This window comes from Streptomyces sp. NRRL B-24484 (assembly GCF_000717715.1).
Lineage (GTDB): Bacteria > Actinomycetota > Actinomycetes > Streptomycetales > Streptomycetaceae > Kitasatospora.
Map to the genome: position 1 here is coordinate 99,891 of NZ_JOAI01000001.1, position 14,493 is coordinate 114,383.

A 14,493-nucleotide genomic window follows, 5' to 3' on the forward strand; every position below is an offset into this window, starting at 1 on the left:
GAGGGTGTGTCAGAGTTGGTGACTACTCGCGTAGATACCGTGCAGTAAGATACGCGCGTAGAAGGTGACACGACAAGACATCCTGCGTTAACTCTCGGCAGACGCCGCACGCCCTCCGGTCACCGAGGCACCGTCAGGGTCCGTACCGGGCAGGCCGCGAGGGTCTGCCCGGCACGGACGGGCCGGCCCGGCTACCCCAGGCGGGCGTCGGCGGCGAGCGAGCCGACCAGGTCCCCGACCCGGCCCTCGGGCAGCCCGCGGGAGACGAACCAGGCCCCGACGTTGCGCACGTCCCGCTCCAGGAAGGACAGCCCGCGCGGGTTGGCGACCACGTCGACGATCTGCGGCACGTCGATGATCACCAGCCGGCCGTCGTGGACGAGGATGTTGTACGCGGAGAGGTCGCCGTGCGCGTAGCCGTCGACCGCGAGCACGGACAGGCTGCGGCCGAGCTGCTCCCACAGGTCCTCGACGTCGGCCTCCTCGGCGCGGAGCTGGGCCAGCCGGGGCGCGGCCGCACCGTCCGCGCCGCCGACGAACTCCATCAGGATCTCCGTCCCGGTGATCTGCACCGGGTACGGGACGGCCACCCCGGCCGACCAGAGCCGGCACAGTGCGGCGAACTCGGCGCCGGCCCACTGCCCGGCGATCGCCTCCTTGCCGAAGGCGGTGCGCTTGGCCATCGCCCGGGTGATCCGGGACTCCTTGTGCTGACGGCCCTCCAGGTAGCCGGAGTCGCGGTGGAACATCCGGTGCTGGGCGTCCCGGTAGCGCTTGGCCGCCATCAGGGTGCGGCGGCCGGTGCCCGGCACCGCGCGCTCCAGCAGGAAGACGTCGGCCTCCTTGCCGGTCTTCACGATCCCGAGCTCGGTGTCCACGGCCGCGAGTTCGGTCACCACCCAGTCGGGGCGCGGCTCGGGCCCCTTCTCGGTGGGGGTGGACCGGTCCCAGGTGGACCAGCGGTCGCCCTCGGCCGGGCCGTCGGACGCGGCCGGTGCGGGGCCGTCGGAGCCCTCCGGGAAGGCCGCCGCGGAGGAGGAGTACTCGGACTCGAAGTCGTCGAACCGGTCGGACCGGCGGCCGCGCCGCTGGCCGCCCTTGGGACGGATACGGGAGAAGGAATCGCTGTCGGCAAAGCGCTCGCGCACTGCGGTGGCTCCTGAGGAGTGGCCCACCGGGCGCGTCGGACGCGACGTGCTGTCAGCCGGTGGGGAGGTGACGATCGAGGAGGGCGTATGGCGCGCACACGAAGGCGCGCCGCGACACGGCGGCAACCATCCGGACACACCTCCTCGACGTCGGGTCCTCGCACGGCGTTCGCGAGGACGTCAGCACACTAGCCGCTCCCCGCGGCAGCGCAACCGATTATTCGACCGGGCGACCCGTCAGGGACGCGCGGGGCACTCCGGCCGCCGCGCGCCCCTGAACGGCCCGCCCTCAGTCGGCCTCGGCGGGGGCCGGCTCGCGGACGGCCGCGGACCACTTCTGCTCGACCTTGCCGAGCTTCCAGTAGGCGATGGCACCGGCCCAGGTGACCACGAAGAGGCCGACGATGGCGTAGCCGACCATGTTGAGGTCGAGTTCGGCGATCCAGCCGATCGGGCCGGTGGTGACGCCGAGCTTCTCGGCGAGCAGGCCGACCAGCTCGACGACGCCGATGACCAGGGCGACCAGCACCGACAGGCCGGTGACGGTGAGGTTGTAGTAGATCTTGCGGACCGGCTTGGAGAACGCCCACTCGTAGGCGAAGTTCATGAACGAGCCGTCGATGGTGTCGAGCAGGCTCATGCCCGCCGCGAAGAGGATCGGCAGCACCAGCAGCGCGTACCAGGGCAGCGAGAAGGCGGCGGCGCCGCCGGCCAGCACGAGCAGCGAGACCTCGGTGGCGGTGTCGAAGCCGAGGCCGAAGAGCAGGCCGACCGGGTACATGTGCCAGGGCTTGGTGACGGCGCGGGTCACCCGGCCGAGGATGCGGTTGAGGAAGCCGCGCCTGTCGAGCTGGCGCTCCAGCTCGGCCTCGTCGAACTCGCCGTCCTTCATGCTGCGGAAGACCTTGAGGATGCCGTTGAAGGCGCCGAGGTTGATCAGGCCGATCAGCACCAGGAAGGTGCCGGAGACGGAGACGCCGATCAGTCCGGTGGCGGTGTGCAGCGCGGACCCGTCGGACTCGACCTGCCCGGCCAGCGAGCGGATGCCGAAGGCGAGCAGCGCGCAGAGCCCGAAGACGATCGAGGAGTGGCCGAGCGAGAACCAGAAGCCCACCGACAGCGGCCGCTTGCCCTGGCCCATCAGCTTGCGGGTGGTGTTGTCGATCGCGGCGATGTGGTCGGCGTCGAAGGCGTGCCGCATGCCGAGGGTGTAGGCGGTGAGGCCCATGCCGGCGCCGAAGACCTGGCCGCCGACGTCGTAGTGGTGCGGGGCGATGACGGCGAGCAGGGTGAACCAGCCGACGACGTGGAGGGCCAGCACGAAGCCGCCCATGCCGGCGAGCCGGAGCCACTCCTCGCGGGTGAGCCGGTCGCGCAGACGGCTTGGCGTTGACATGGGAGTCCTCCCGGCAGCGGACGGATGAGCCGAGCCATCCTGTCGCCCCCGGAACTCAATTGCAAGTTATGTGCAACTGCTGAGCCGGGGCATTCCGAGCTGCACCGATGCACCGGGGGCGCATTTCGCGCAGGACATGTCACACGACGTACCCGATCCCTTAACCTCCCGCGTCTTCCTCCAGCCCCTTCTACGCGCGGATACTCGGCTCGGTGCACGGATCTACGCGCGGATACCCCATCTGTCCGCGTGCCCTTCCGTGCGCGGGTACCACTGCCCCCCGATCCCCCAACACCTCTCGGAGGAACGGCAGATGATCGGCACTCGCACCATCCGCACCAAGGCGGCGCTGGCCGCCACCGCGATCCTGGCGGCCACCCTCACCGGCCTCGCGGCGCCCGCCGCCCCCGCCGCGGCCGCCACCCCCCACCGGGTGCTCTTCGACAACAGCAAGGCCGAGACCGCCGGCAACGCCGACTGGATCATCAGCACCAGCCAGCCGGACCCGCTCGGCCAGAACGCCAACCCCGGCACCGAGAAGAGCTGGACGGGCGCCCTCTCCGCCTGGGGCGTCGCCCTGCAGAAGGCCGGCGGCTACAGCCTCAGGACGCTGCCGTCCGGCTCGACCATCAGCTACGGCACCGGCGCCGCGCTCGACCTCGCCAACTTCGACACCTTCGTGATCCCCGAGCCCAACATCCGCTTCTCGACCGCCGAGAAGACCGCCATCATGCGCTTCGTGCAGAACGGCGGCGGGCTCTTCCTCGTCTCCGACCACAGCAACAGCGACCGCAACAACGACGGCTGGGACTCCCCCGAGATCATCAACGACCTCTTCACCGGCAACGGCGTCGACAACACCTCGCCGTTCGGCTTCTCGGTCGACGTGAAGACCATCAGCACCGACAACCCGCGGGCGGTCAACGACTCCGCCGACCCGGTGCTGCACGGCGCCTTCGGCACCGTCACCGGCTCGATCCTGCGCTCCGGCACCACCTTCACCCTCACCCCCTCCGCCAACTCCTCCGTCAAGGGCCTGGTCTACCGGACGGGCTACAGCGGCAACACCGGCGCCTTCTTCGTCACCAGCACCTTCGGCAGCGGCCGGGTCGCCGCCTGGGGAGACAGCTCCCCGATCGACGACGGCACCGGCCAGTCCGGCAACACCCTGTACGACGGCTGGAACGACCCCGCCGGCACCGACGCGGCGCTCGCCCTGAACGCCACCGCCTGGCTCGCCAAGGCGTCCTGAGCCCGCCGGCCCGGCAGTCCCCGTCCCGCGGTGCGCGCCGCGGGACGGGGACTGCCGGGCCTCCCCGGACCGACCGCGGCCCGCCCCGGCCCGGTGGAAATGGCGCCCGGCCGCGCCCATCCTGGGGAGGTCGGGCCCGCCCCGGGCCGCCGTACGACCCCACGGAGGGCCCATGCAGCAGCCGGCCCCGTACCCCTACCGCACCACCCGCGAGGACGTCCGGATCGCCATGCCGGACGGCACCCGCCTCGCCGCCCGCCTCTGGCTGCCGGTCACCGACCACCCGGTGCCCGCCCTGCTCGAACACCAGCCCGGCGGGCTGGGCGACACCACCGCCGTCCGCGACGCCCAGCGGCACCCCTGGTACGCCGGCCACGGCTACGCCTCGCTGCGGGTCGACGCCCGCGGCCACGGCAGCTCCGAGGGCGCCCCCGCCGACCCGGCCTCGCCCGCCGGCACCGCCGACGGCCTCGCGCTGCTCGACTGGCTCACCGCCCGGCCCTGGTCCAGCGGCCGGGCCGGCGCCTTCGGCATCGGCCGCGGCGGCACCGCGGCCCTCGCGCTCGCCGCGCACGCCCCCGAGACGCTCGCCGCGGTGGTCGCCGTCTGCGCCGACGACCGCACCGCGCCCCTGCGGGACCTGGCGGGCGCCCCGCTCGCCGCCGCCGTGCACGGAGAGTCCGCCGCCCGGCTCGCGGCCGCCTGCCGCCCGCCCGACCCCCGGTACACCGGCGACGGCTGGCGGCGGCTCTGGCTGGAGCGCCTCGCCGCGCTCGATCCCGGCGCCGGCGACGAGGGCGAGCGGATCGGGCTCCGGGCGGTGCGGGCCGCCGTCCTCGCCTTCGGCGGCTGGGCCGACCCGCAGGCCGGGACGGTGCTCCGCCTGGTCGAGGAGCTCGGCGGGAACGCCCGCGGGATCCTCGGCCCCTGGCCGCACGAGTACCCCGACGAGGGCCTGCCGCCCGGGCCGGCCATCGGCTTCCTCCAGGAGACCCTCCGCTGGTGGGACCACTGGCTCAGGGGCGCCGACACCGGCGTCCTCAAGGAACCGGCCCTGCGCAGCTGGATGAACGAGTCGGTGCCGCCCGCCACCTCCTACGCCAACCGGCCCGGCCGCTGGATCGGCGACGAGAGCTGGCCCTCCCCCGACGTCCGCGAGGTGCACTACGGCCTCGACGACGCCCTGCGCACCGCCGGGACGCCCTCCGGCGAGCGCTTCGTCCCCGTCCGCTCGCCGCAGCACACCGGCATCGACGCCGGGGCCGTCCGGCCGCTCGGCGGACCCGCCGACCTGCCGCCGGACCAGCGCGAGGAGGACGGCCGCTCGGTCTGCTTCGACTCGGTGCCGCTGCCGGAGCCCGCGGAGGTGCTGGGCACCCCGTCGGTACGGCTGCGGGTGCGCATGGACGCCCGGCACGGGCAGGTCGCGGCGCGGCTGTGCGATGTCGCCCCGGACGGCTCCGCCACGCTGGTCAGCCGCGGGGCGGCGGCCCTGGCGGGCGGCATCGGGCCGGTGGAGGTCGAGATCGGGCTGGCCGCGGTCGCGCACGCCTTCCCCGCCGGGCACCGGATCCGGCTCGCGCTGTCCTCGGCCTACTGGCCGTGGCTCTGGCCGGTGGTGGAGACCGGCGGCTTCGAGGTGGACCCGGGCGGTTCGGCGCTGACGCTGCCGGTGCGGCACCTGGCCGCGGACGCGGGCAGCGGGCCGGTCTCCTTCGACCCACCCGAGCAGGCCGCGGCGCCGGCCGAACTGCACACCGAACCGCTCACCGCCCACCCGGAGCGGCAGGCGGTGCACGACGTGGCCGCCGGCGAATGGCGCCTGCAGCTGGCCCGCCCGGAGGGCGCGGTGGTCCACCCCGACGGCCTCGCCGAGGAGGAGCACGTCCTGGAGGCGTACCGCATCCGCTCGGACGACCCGCTGAGCGCGCGGGCGCGCACCGACCGCACCCTGCGGCTGGAACGGACCGACATCGGCTGGGACGTCACCCTGCAGATCCGCTCCGAGGCGAGCTGCGACGCCGGGCACGTCACCGTCCGCGACCACGTCCGCGCCTTCGAGGGCGGCGACGTGGTCTTCGAACGCATCTGGCGCCGCCGCCTCGCCCGGGGCGATCGCTAGGCCTCTCCGGAGGTCTCCCGGCACCACTGCCGGTGGCGGCCCCCGTCAGGCCGCGGCCCCCGTCAGGCCGCGGCCTCCGTCCTGGTGCGGGCCGGGAGCTCCGCCCGGACGACGCGCCGGCGCCGGGACGGCAGGCCCGCGGTCGGGTTGGCGACGCCCCAGGCCGCGCCCTTGCAGATCAGTTCCTTGTAGCGGGCGGCGAGGCGGCCGGTCAGGGCGCGGTCGACCGTCCGGTCGTCGGCGGTGACGAACTGGATCAGCCCCTCCTTGCGGCCGAGCGAGATGCACTGCTGGAAGTAGCGGATCGGGACGCGGGGGACCTCGGTGCCGGCGAGGCGGGCCGCGAGGGCGTCGGCGGCCTGCCAGGCCATCGGGACGCCGGAGGCGCAGGACATGCGCAGCGGCCTGTCGCCAGGGCCGATGGCCATCGCGGCGTCGCCGACGGCGTACACGTCCGGGTGGGAGACCGAGCGCATGGTGCTGTCGACCACGATCCGGCCGTGCTCGGTGACCTCCAGGGCGGTGGCCCGGGCGATCGGGTGGACGGCGAAGCCGGTCGTCCAGACGGCGACCTCGGCGCGGACGGTCCGGCCGTCGGCGGTCGTCACGCGGTCCGCCTCCACGGCGGTGACGGCGGCGTGCTCGTGCACGGTGATGCCGAGCCGGTCCACCACCTTCCGCAGGTGGGTGCGGCCCTTCTCGGAGAGCCAGTCGCCGAGGGCGCCGCGGGCGGCCAGGGCGACGTCGAGGTCCGGGCGGGCCTCGGCGATCTCGGTGGCGGCCTCCAACCCGGTCAGGCCGGCACCGATCACCACCACGGGCGCTCCGGCCTCCAGGGCGGCCAGGCGGTCGCGCAGGCGGAGGGCGCCGGGGCGGCCGGAGAGCTCGTGGGCGTGTTCGGCCGTTCCGGGGACGCCCCCGTCGTCCCAGCCGCTGCCGAGGGCGTAGACCAGGGTGTCGTACGCGAGTTCCTCCGGGTCGCCGCCGTCCGGGGCGGTGACCGTCACGGTCTTGCGGTCCACGTCGACGGCGGTGACCTTCGCGAGCTTCAGCGCGACGCCGGTACCGGCGAACATCGCGTCGAACGGCCGGGGCCTGAGGTCCTGGCCGGTCGCGAGCTGGTGCAGCCGGACCCGCTCGACGAAGTCGGGCTCGGGGTTGACGAGGGTGATGGCGACGTCCTCGCGGTGCAGCCGCTTGGCGATGCGGCCGGCGGCGACGGCCCCGGTGTAGCCGGCTCCGAGGACGACGATGCGGTGCTGCATGTCCCTGCTCCTGTCTGCGAGGTTCCGCCGCCTGCTGGCGCGGTTTCGCCTCCTGAACCGGACGGCCCGGCGTTTCCTGACAGGATCGGGATGTGAAGCACGTCACATTGGTCAGAGAGTGTGGAGCGCGCTCCCGTGGTCCGCGGCGGCCCACTGCTCGGTCGCACGGACGAGCTTGTCGGGGTTGACCTGGCTGCGCACGGCGGCGATGCCGTCGGCGGTGACCTCCAGGCAGGTGATCCCGACGACCCGGCCGTCCACGACCGCCACGACGGCGGGCCCGCCGTTGGCGATCGCGAAGTGGATCTCGGCCGCGCCGCCGATGTGGGCCCGCTTGGCCGCGCTGGGCTTGAACAGCCCGCGCAGGAACGTCGCGACCGCGAGCGCGCCCTCGAAGGCCTTCGCGCGGGCCGGGACCTTCCCGCCGCCGTCGCCGATCGAGACGGCGTCCTGGGTGAGCAGGCGCACGAGGGGTTCGGTGCGGCCGCTGGTCGCCGCGGCGAGGAACTCCTCCACGATCCTCCGGGCGGCGGCCTCGTCGATCTCGGTGCGCGCCCGGCCCTCCGCGACGTGCCTCCCGGCGCGGTGGTGGATCTGCTGGCTGGCGGCCTCGCTGATGTTCAGGATCTCGGCGATCTCCCGGTGCGGGTACGCGAAGGCCTCGCGCAGCACGTACACCGCCCGCTCGTTGGGCGACAGGCGCTCCAGCAGGACGAGGACGGCGTAGGACACCGAGTCGCGCTGCTCGGCGGTGTCGGCGGGGCCGAGCATCGGGTCCCCGGCGAGCAGCGGCTCGGGGAGCCACTGCCCCACGTAGGTCTCGCGCCGGGCACGGGCCGAAGTGAGCATCGTGAGGCAGAGGTTGGTGAGGACCTTGGTCAGCCAGGCCTCCAGCACCCGGATCTGTCCGGCGTCGGCGGCCTGCCAGCGCAGGAAGGTCTCCTGCACGGCGTCCTCCGCCTCCGCCGCCGAGCCGAGCAACCGGTAGGCGATGGCCTCCAGCCGGGGCCTGGCCGCCTCGAACCGGTCCACGTCGCTCACGATCAGGGCCATGCGGCCGATCCTAGTCGCCGCCGGGCCGGAGCGGGCCGACGAGGGAAACCGCAAGGGGCGCGGCCGGCTGCGCAGTTCGGCGGCGGGCCGCCGCACGGGCCAGGGGCTGCCCTGGTCGCACGGTGGCCCGCCCCGACCCGCTCGGTCGGCCGCGCCCCGGGGTGGTGGACCGTGAGGGTTCCGGCGGCCGCCGCGGCCGGAACCCTCGCCGGTCAGCGGGTGCGGTGGTTGCGGATGATCTCCGCGTACCGCTCGCCGCTGGCCTTCACGGTGCGCCGCTGGGTGTCGTAGTCGACGTGCACCAGGCCGAACCGCTTGTCGTAGCCGTACGCCCACTCGAAGTTGTCGAGCAGCGACCAGGCGAAGTAGCCGGCCAGCGGGGCGCCCTTGGCGACCGCGCGGGCGCAGGCGTCCAGGTGGCCCTCCAGGTAGGCGGTCCGCTCCGGGTCCTCGATCCGGCCGTCCGCCGTGACGGTGTCGCGGTAGGCGGAGCCGTTCTCGGTGATGTAGATCTTCCGGACGCCGTACTCCTCGGTGAGGCGCATCAGCAGCTGGTGGATGCCCTCGGCGTCCACCTCCCAGTCCATCGCGGTGTGTTCGGCGTTGCGGCCGGGGGCCTGCCGGAACTGCGGGACGGCGCCGGTCGGGTCGTCCTGCACGAACTGGCGGAAGTAGTAGTTGAGGCCGATCCAGTCGAGCGGGGCCGAGATGAGCTCCATGTCGCCGTCGCGGACGGGGAGTTCGACGCCGTAGAGCTTGACCATGTCCTCGGGGTAGCCGCGGCCGAGGACGGGGTCGAGCCACCAGCGGTTGATGTGCCCGTCGGCCCGGACGGCGGCGAGGCGGTCGGCCTCGCTGTCGGAGGCCGGGATGATCGGGCTGAGGTTGTTGACGATGCCGACCTGGACGTCCGGGTGGGCGGCGCGCAGCGCCTGCACGGCGTAGCCGTGGCCGAGGTGCAGGTGGTACGAGGTGCGGACGGCCGCGGTGAGGTCCGTCCAGCCCGGGGCCATCTTGCCCTCGAGGTGGCCGATCCAGGAGGAGCAGAGCGGCTCGTTGAGGGTGGCCCAGTGCTTGACGCGGTCGCCGAGGCGGTCGGCGACGACGGCCGCGTACTCGCCGAAGCGCTCGGCGGTGTCGCGCTCGGGCCAGCCGCCGCGGTCCTGCTGGGCCTGCGGGAGGTCCCAGTGGTACAGGGTGCCGTGCGGGGTGATCCCGGCGTCCAGCAGGCCGTCGACCAGGCGGTCGTAGAAGGCGAGGCCCTCGGCGTTGATCCGGCCGTCGGCCTGCGGCACCACACGGGGCCAGGCGACGGAGAAGCGGTAGGCGCCGAGGCCGAGCCGCTTCATGAGGCCGATGTCCTCGCTGTAGCGGTGGTAGTGGTCGCAGGCGGTGTCGCCGTGGTCGCCGTTGTCGATCTTCCCTGGGGTGTGGGAGAAGGTGTCCCAGATGGAGGGCGCACGGCCGTCCTCGTCCACGGCACCCTCGATCTGGTACGCGGAGGTGGCCGCGCCCCAGACGAAGTCGTCCGGCAGGGCGTTGAGGTCGTTCACAACTGGCCTTTCAATCAGGGTCACTTGACGGCGCCGGCGGTGAGTCCGGCGACGAGGTAGCGCTGCAGCAGGAGGAATCCGGCGACGACCGGGACGCTGACCACCAAAGAGGCGGCCATGACCTGGTTCCAGTACACGTCGTTGAGCGTCGCGTAGCCCTGGAGGCCGACGGCGAGGGTGCGGGTCTCGTCGTTGGTCATGACGGAGGCGAAGAGGACCTCGCCCCAGGCGGTCATGAAGGCGTACACGGCGACGGCGACGATGCCGGGAATGGCGGCCGGGATGATGATCTGCACCAGGGCCCGGACGGGACCGCAGCCGTCGACCAGGGCGGCCTCGTCGAGGTCCCGCGGGATGGAGTCGAAGTAGCCGACCAGCATCCAGATCGAGAACGGCAGTGAGAAGGTCAGGTAGGTGAGGATCAGTCCGCCGCGGCTGCCGTAGAGGGCGACGCCGGTGCTGTTGCCGATGTTGACGAAGATGAGGAACAGCGGCAGCAGGAACAGGATGCCGGGGAACATCTGCGTCGACAGCACGGTGACGGTGAACAGCCGGCGGCCGCGGAAGCGGTAGCGGCTGACGGCGTAGGCGGCGAGGATCGCGATGAGCACCGAGAGGACGGTCGCTCCGCCGGCCACGATGATCGAGTTGACGAAGTACTTGCCGAGCGGAACGGTCTTCCAGATGTCGAAGTAGGGCCGGACGGTGAGCGTGCTCGGTATCCAGCGGAACGGTCCCTGGACGTCCTGGAGCGGCTTCAGCGAGGAGCTGACCATGACGCCGACCGGGACGAGGGTGAAGACCGCGAGCAGGGCGAGCACGACCCGGCGGATCCACCGGAAGGACGCGGGCGGGTTAATCATCGGCGCCCCTCCGACGCGAGGTGATGAACAGGTAGACCGACGTCACCAGCAGCAGGAACAGCAGGAGCAGCACCGACATGGCCGAGCCCGCACCGAAGTTCCAGGTGACGAAGGAGGACTGGTAGATGTGGATGGAGATGAGGTCCGAGGCTTCCGGTGCCGACTTGCCGAACAGCACGTACGGCGTGTTGAAGTCGTTGAAGGTCCAGAGGAAGAGGACCAGCACGAGCACCAGGTTGACCGGGCGCAGCGAGGGCAGGGTGATCCGGCGGATCTGCTGCCAGACGCCGGCGCCGTCCATGGCGGCGGCCTCGTAGAGCTCGCGGGGGATGTTCTGCAGACCGGCCGTCAGGGTGAGGAAGGCGAACGGCCAGGAGCGCCAGACGGAGACGGTGACGAGCGCCGCGAAGCTGTTGTCGCCGATCAGCCAGAACGGCCGGTCCGAGGTGAGGTGGAGCTGGTCGTGGATGATGTGGTTGACCAGTCCGGTGTCCCGCTGGAACATGAACGACCAGGTGATGACGGCCGCGTAGACCGGCAGGGCGTAGGGCAGCAGGAAGGCTGCGCGGAGCAGCCCCCTGCCTCTGAAGGCGTCCTGCATCATGATCGCCGCCGTGGTGCCCACCAGCCAGGAGAGGCCGACGGCGAGGATCGTGAAGGCGCAGGTCACCCAGAACGAGTTGAGCAGCGACTGGCCGACGGGGGCACTGAAGTCCACCGCCAGGTGGTAGTTCCCGAGGCCAGTCCACGGTGCGGACGACCAGTCCCGGATGAAGAACTGGGTGAGCTGTTTGAAGCTCATCACGATGCCGACCACCATGGGCACCAGGTGGATCAGCAGCTCCAGGAGCAGCGCCGGGAGCAGGAGCAGGTAGGGCAGGCCGATTCGGCCGAGTCGCTGTCGCACGTCAGTTGGCCGGCATCTGCTGCTGGGCCTTGGTGAGTTCGGCCTTGACGGACTCGTCGGTGACCGGCTTGCCGGCGGCGGCCGCGGCGAGCAGGTTCTTGACGGCGGTGCCGACGAGGGTCTCGTACTGGCTCTCGTTGGCGACCTGCGGGAGCGGCTGGGCGCTGGAGCCGAGGACCTTGGAGAGGGCCTGGAGCTCGGGGGTGGCGAAGGCGGCGTCGCCCTGGGCCTCGGAGACCGGCGGGATCGAGCCGTAGGTCTTGTTGAGCTGGATCTGCTCGTCCTTGCTGGTCATGAACTTCACGAAGTCCAGCGCGCCGTTCAGGTTCTTGGTGTTCTTGAAGACGGCGAGGTTGATGCCGGCGACCATGGAGCTGGTGAGCTTGGTGCCGGAGGCGCCCGCGGGGACGGGGACGGGGGCGACGCCGTAGTCGTCGGGGTTCATCCCGTGCGACTTGAGGTTGGCGCCGGCCGACTGCCACATCATCATGCCGACCTTGCCGGTGGCGAAGTCGGTGACGGTCTGGTTGTTGGCGTACTCGGCGTTGCCCGGGGCGGCGATCTTGTCCTTGGCGATCAGGTCGACGTACTGCTTGATCGCGGCGACGGCCTCGGGGGTGTCGAAGGCGGGCTTGCCGGAGGCGTCGAACCAGTCGGCACCGTGCTGCTTGCCGAGGGTGAAGGCGTGGTGGACGTTCTCGGAGACGTTGCCGCCCTCGACGGCGATGCCGTACTTGCCGTCCTTGGTGAGCTTCTGGCCGTCGGCGATCAGCTCGTCCCAGGTGGCCGGCGGGCGCTCGATGCCGGCGGCCTGGAACATCTTCTTGTTGTAGTAGAGGCCGTAGGCCATCGAGTACAGCGGGACGGCGGCCGGGTCCTTGCCCGTCGCGCCGGCGGAGGCGATGGTGGCGGGCAGGAAGCGGTCCTTGCCGCCGATCTTGCCGAAGGTCGCGTCGTCGAAGGGCAGCAGGGCGCCGGTGGCCTGGAGCGAGGCGGACCAGGTGTTGCCGATGTTGAGGACGTCGGGGCCCTGGCCGGAGGTGGTGGCCGCGAGGATGCGGTTGAGCAGGTCGGACCAGGGGATGACCTCGAGCTTGACCTTGATGCCGGTCTGCTGCTCGAACTTTCTCAGCTCGGGCTCCAGGACCTGCTTGTCGTTCTCCAGGCTGGTGCCCTGGTTGCTGGCCCAGTACGTCAGCGTCTTGGGGCTGCTGTTGTCACCGGAGCCGCCGGTGCTGGAGCCGCCTCCGCAGGCGGTGGCGGTGAGTGCAAGAGTCGCGACCACGGCGGTCGCGGCAGCCAGACGGTTGATACGCATGACCATGCCCCTCTCGGGCGGGTGGATGGCGTGGTGGGGGTGGAAGGGCCCCGGCCGGGGCGCGAGCCCCGGAGAGGGCTTTCTTCAGGCCGTGATTTAACGTGTGAGAAAAGCTGGCGTCAAGAGGACGTGCAGCGCTAGATTCGCTGCAGGAGGGAGAACCGATGGCAGAGCGAGGCAAGCAGACGGTCCGCGACCTGCGGCGCGGCAGCAGATCGACCCTTTTGCAACGGTTGTATTTCGAAGGGCCGCTCAGCAGGCAGGAGTTGGGCCAGATCAGCGGGCTCAGCGCCGGTTCGGTCAGCAACGTGATCGGCGAGTTGCTGGCGGACGGGCTGGTCGAGGAGTGCGGATCGGTCGAGTCGGACGGCGGCCGGCCCCGCATCCTGCTGCAGGTGCCGCCCGAGCGGGCCCACCTGGTCGGCGTCGACGTCGGCGAGACCCAGGTGAGGGTCGCGCTCTTCGACCTGGGGCTCACCGAGCTCGCCGCCAGCGACCACCCGCTCTCGGACTGCGGGCACGACTCCGACCACGTGGTGGAGCTGATCCTCACCGGGCTCGCCGAGGTGCTGGACGCCACCGGCACCGACCCGGCCACCGTGCTCGGGGTCGGCGTCGGCGTGCCCGGCATCGTGGAGCAGGGCGACCCGGGCACCGACGGCCTCGGCATCGTGGTGCACAGCCAGACCGTGGACTGGGACGCCGTGCCGCTCGGCCGGATGCTGCGGGCCGGCACCGACCTGCCGCTCTACGTGGACAACGGCGCCAAGACGCTCGGCCAGGCCGAGATGTGGTTCGGTGCGGGCCGCGGCGCCCGGCACGCGGTGGTCGCGCTGTTCGGCTCCGGCGTCGGCGCCTGTGTGATCGCCGAGGGCGCCCGCTTCCGCGGCGCCACCAGCAGCGCGGGCGAGTGGGGCCACACCAAGGTGCACGTGGGCGGCCGGCTCTGCCGGTGCGGCTCGCGCGGCTGCCTGGAGGCCTACGTCGGCGCGGAGGCGCTGGTCGAACGCTGGGGCCGGGCACCCGCCGGGTCCAGCGAGAAGGCCGGACTGGCCGCCCTGCTGGCCGCCGCCGAGGCGGGCGAGCAGGACGCCGTCGACCTGCTGGCCGAGGCTGCCGAGTACTTCGGCGCGGCCATCGCCGACCTGATCAACCTGTTCAACCCGGAGCGGATCGTGATCGGCGGCTGGGCCGGGCTGATGCTCGGGCCGCGCCTGCTGCCCGCGATCCGGGACGCCGCGACCGCCTACGCCCTGCGCTTCCCCCGCGCGCAGACCTCGATCGACCTCGGCCTGCTCGGGCCGGACGCCGTCACCGTGGGCGCGGCCACCCTGCCGCTCTGGCACTTCCTGCAGTCCGGCGGCGAACTGCCCGCCCGGATGTCCGCCGCGGCCGCCACCGGCTGAGCCGCACCCCTCGCAACCTGCGCGAACCCGCCGTCCACTGCGCCTGGCGGCGGGTCAAAGGGCGCCCCGCACCGGCCGGTTGATCCGTATCGGAACTCCCGACCGGGGACTTGACACCCGAGATCGCAGCCCCACAGACTCCCTCCGGGGAGCGCTCTCTCGGCTCGGCCGCAAGGATTCCGGCCCGCCCCGCCCCGTAGTTCCCGGCGC

11 protein-coding genes are annotated in these 14,493 nt (G+C 72.4%); 3 read left to right on the top strand and 8 right to left on the bottom strand.

Annotated elements, in window-relative coordinates:
- Nucleotides 1-191: 191 nt before the first annotated feature.
- Both IE98_RS0100465 and IE98_RS0100470 read right to left on the bottom strand, forming a co-directional pair.
- The gene (locus IE98_RS0100465) at nucleotides 192-1,148 is read right to left on the bottom strand and encodes a serine protein kinase RIO (RefSeq protein WP_078660679.1); all 957 of its coding nucleotides are present in this window, start codon (nucleotides 1,146-1,148) and stop codon (nucleotides 192-194) included.
- A gap of 289 nt (nucleotides 1,149-1,437) precedes the next feature.
- Nucleotides 1,438-2,544: a HoxN/HupN/NixA family nickel/cobalt transporter gene (locus IE98_RS0100470; protein WP_043173173.1), complete on the bottom strand. Its 1,107-nt coding sequence runs from the start codon at nucleotides 2,542-2,544 to the stop codon at nucleotides 1,438-1,440.
- 313 nt (nucleotides 2,545-2,857) lie between these two features.
- Here IE98_RS0100470 and IE98_RS0100475 point away from each other — a divergent pair, with 313 nt between their 5' ends.
- Together IE98_RS0100475 and IE98_RS0100480 are read left to right on the top strand one after the other, a co-directional pair.
- Nucleotides 2,858-3,796 carry a hydrolase gene (locus tag IE98_RS0100475; RefSeq protein ID WP_030262167.1) on the top strand — a complete coding sequence of 313 codons (939 nt, stop codon included), beginning with the start codon at nucleotides 2,858-2,860 and terminating at the stop codon, nucleotides 3,794-3,796.
- A gap of 172 nt (nucleotides 3,797-3,968) precedes the next feature.
- Nucleotides 3,969-5,918, top strand: coding sequence for a CocE/NonD family hydrolase (locus IE98_RS0100480; protein ID WP_030262170.1), 1,950 nt, complete (start codon nucleotides 3,969-3,971; stop codon nucleotides 5,916-5,918).
- A gap of 62 nt (nucleotides 5,919-5,980) precedes the next feature.
- Here IE98_RS0100480 and IE98_RS0100485 read toward each other — a convergent pair whose 3' ends face one another.
- The 6 genes from IE98_RS0100485 to IE98_RS0100510 form a co-directional block, all read right to left on the bottom strand.
- Nucleotides 5,981-7,183, bottom strand: a complete 1,203-nt coding sequence (locus IE98_RS0100485; protein ID WP_030262173.1) for an NAD(P)/FAD-dependent oxidoreductase — start codon at nucleotides 7,181-7,183, stop codon at nucleotides 5,981-5,983.
- 111 nt (nucleotides 7,184-7,294) lie between these two features.
- Nucleotides 7,295-8,236 (bottom strand): RNA polymerase sigma factor SigJ, encoded by a 942-nt coding sequence (gene sigJ / locus IE98_RS0100490; RefSeq protein ID WP_030262176.1) that lies wholly within the window; start codon nucleotides 8,234-8,236, stop codon nucleotides 7,295-7,297.
- A 212-nt stretch (nucleotides 8,237-8,448) separates the two neighbouring features.
- Nucleotides 8,449-9,789 carry a GH1 family beta-glucosidase gene (locus IE98_RS0100495; protein ID WP_030262178.1) on the bottom strand — a complete coding sequence of 447 codons (1,341 nt, stop codon included), beginning with the start codon at nucleotides 9,787-9,789 and terminating at the stop codon, nucleotides 8,449-8,451.
- 20 nt (nucleotides 9,790-9,809) lie between these two features.
- The gene (locus IE98_RS0100500; RefSeq protein ID WP_030262181.1) at nucleotides 9,810-10,652 is read right to left on the bottom strand and encodes a carbohydrate ABC transporter permease; all 843 of its coding nucleotides are present in this window, start codon (nucleotides 10,650-10,652) and stop codon (nucleotides 9,810-9,812) included.
- Complete coding sequence (locus IE98_RS0100505; RefSeq protein WP_078660680.1) at nucleotides 10,645-11,559, bottom strand: carbohydrate ABC transporter permease; 915 nt, start codon at nucleotides 11,557-11,559, stop codon at nucleotides 10,645-10,647. The genes IE98_RS0100500 and IE98_RS0100505 overlap by 8 nt, the downstream gene beginning before the upstream one ends.
- Before the next feature lies 1 nt (nucleotide 11,560).
- Complete coding sequence (locus IE98_RS0100510; protein WP_030262188.1) at nucleotides 11,561-12,877, bottom strand: ABC transporter substrate-binding protein; 1,317 nt, start codon at nucleotides 12,875-12,877, stop codon at nucleotides 11,561-11,563.
- 164 nt (nucleotides 12,878-13,041) lie between these two features.
- On the opposite strand from IE98_RS0100510, the gene IE98_RS0100515 reads away from it, so the two are divergent.
- Nucleotides 13,042-14,283 carry an ROK family transcriptional regulator gene (locus tag IE98_RS0100515; RefSeq protein ID WP_043173174.1) on the top strand — a complete coding sequence of 414 codons (1,242 nt, stop codon included), beginning with the start codon at nucleotides 13,042-13,044 and terminating at the stop codon, nucleotides 14,281-14,283.
- The last annotated feature ends 210 nt before the right edge of the window (nucleotides 14,284-14,493 follow it).

What these genes read in the sequence shown, in the direction of transcription:
- IE98_RS0100515 (WP_043173174.1), top strand. Translation starts at nt 13,042, where the DNA reads ATGGCAGAGCGAGGCAAGCAGACGGTCCGCGACCTGCGGCGCGGCAGC.
- IE98_RS0100480 (WP_030262170.1), top strand. Translation starts at nt 3,969, where the DNA reads ATGCAGCAGCCGGCCCCGTACCCCTACCGCACCACCCGCGAGGACGTC.
- IE98_RS0100475 (WP_030262167.1), top strand. Translation starts at nt 2,858, where the DNA reads ATGATCGGCACTCGCACCATCCGCACCAAGGCGGCGCTGGCCGCCACC.
- IE98_RS0100500 (WP_030262181.1), bottom strand. Translation starts at nt 10,652, where the DNA reads ATGATTAACCCGCCCGCGTCCTTCCGGTGGATCCGCCGGGTCGTGCTC.
- sigJ (WP_030262176.1), bottom strand. Translation starts at nt 8,236, where the DNA reads ATGGCCCTGATCGTGAGCGACGTGGACCGGTTCGAGGCGGCCAGGCCC.
- IE98_RS0100510 (WP_030262188.1), bottom strand. Translation starts at nt 12,877, where the DNA reads ATGCGTATCAACCGTCTGGCTGCCGCGACCGCCGTGGTCGCGACTCTT.
- IE98_RS0100485 (WP_030262173.1), bottom strand. Translation starts at nt 7,183, where the DNA reads ATGCAGCACCGCATCGTCGTCCTCGGAGCCGGCTACACCGGGGCCGTC.
- IE98_RS0100470 (WP_043173173.1), bottom strand. Translation starts at nt 2,544, where the DNA reads ATGTCAACGCCAAGCCGTCTGCGCGACCGGCTCACCCGCGAGGAGTGG.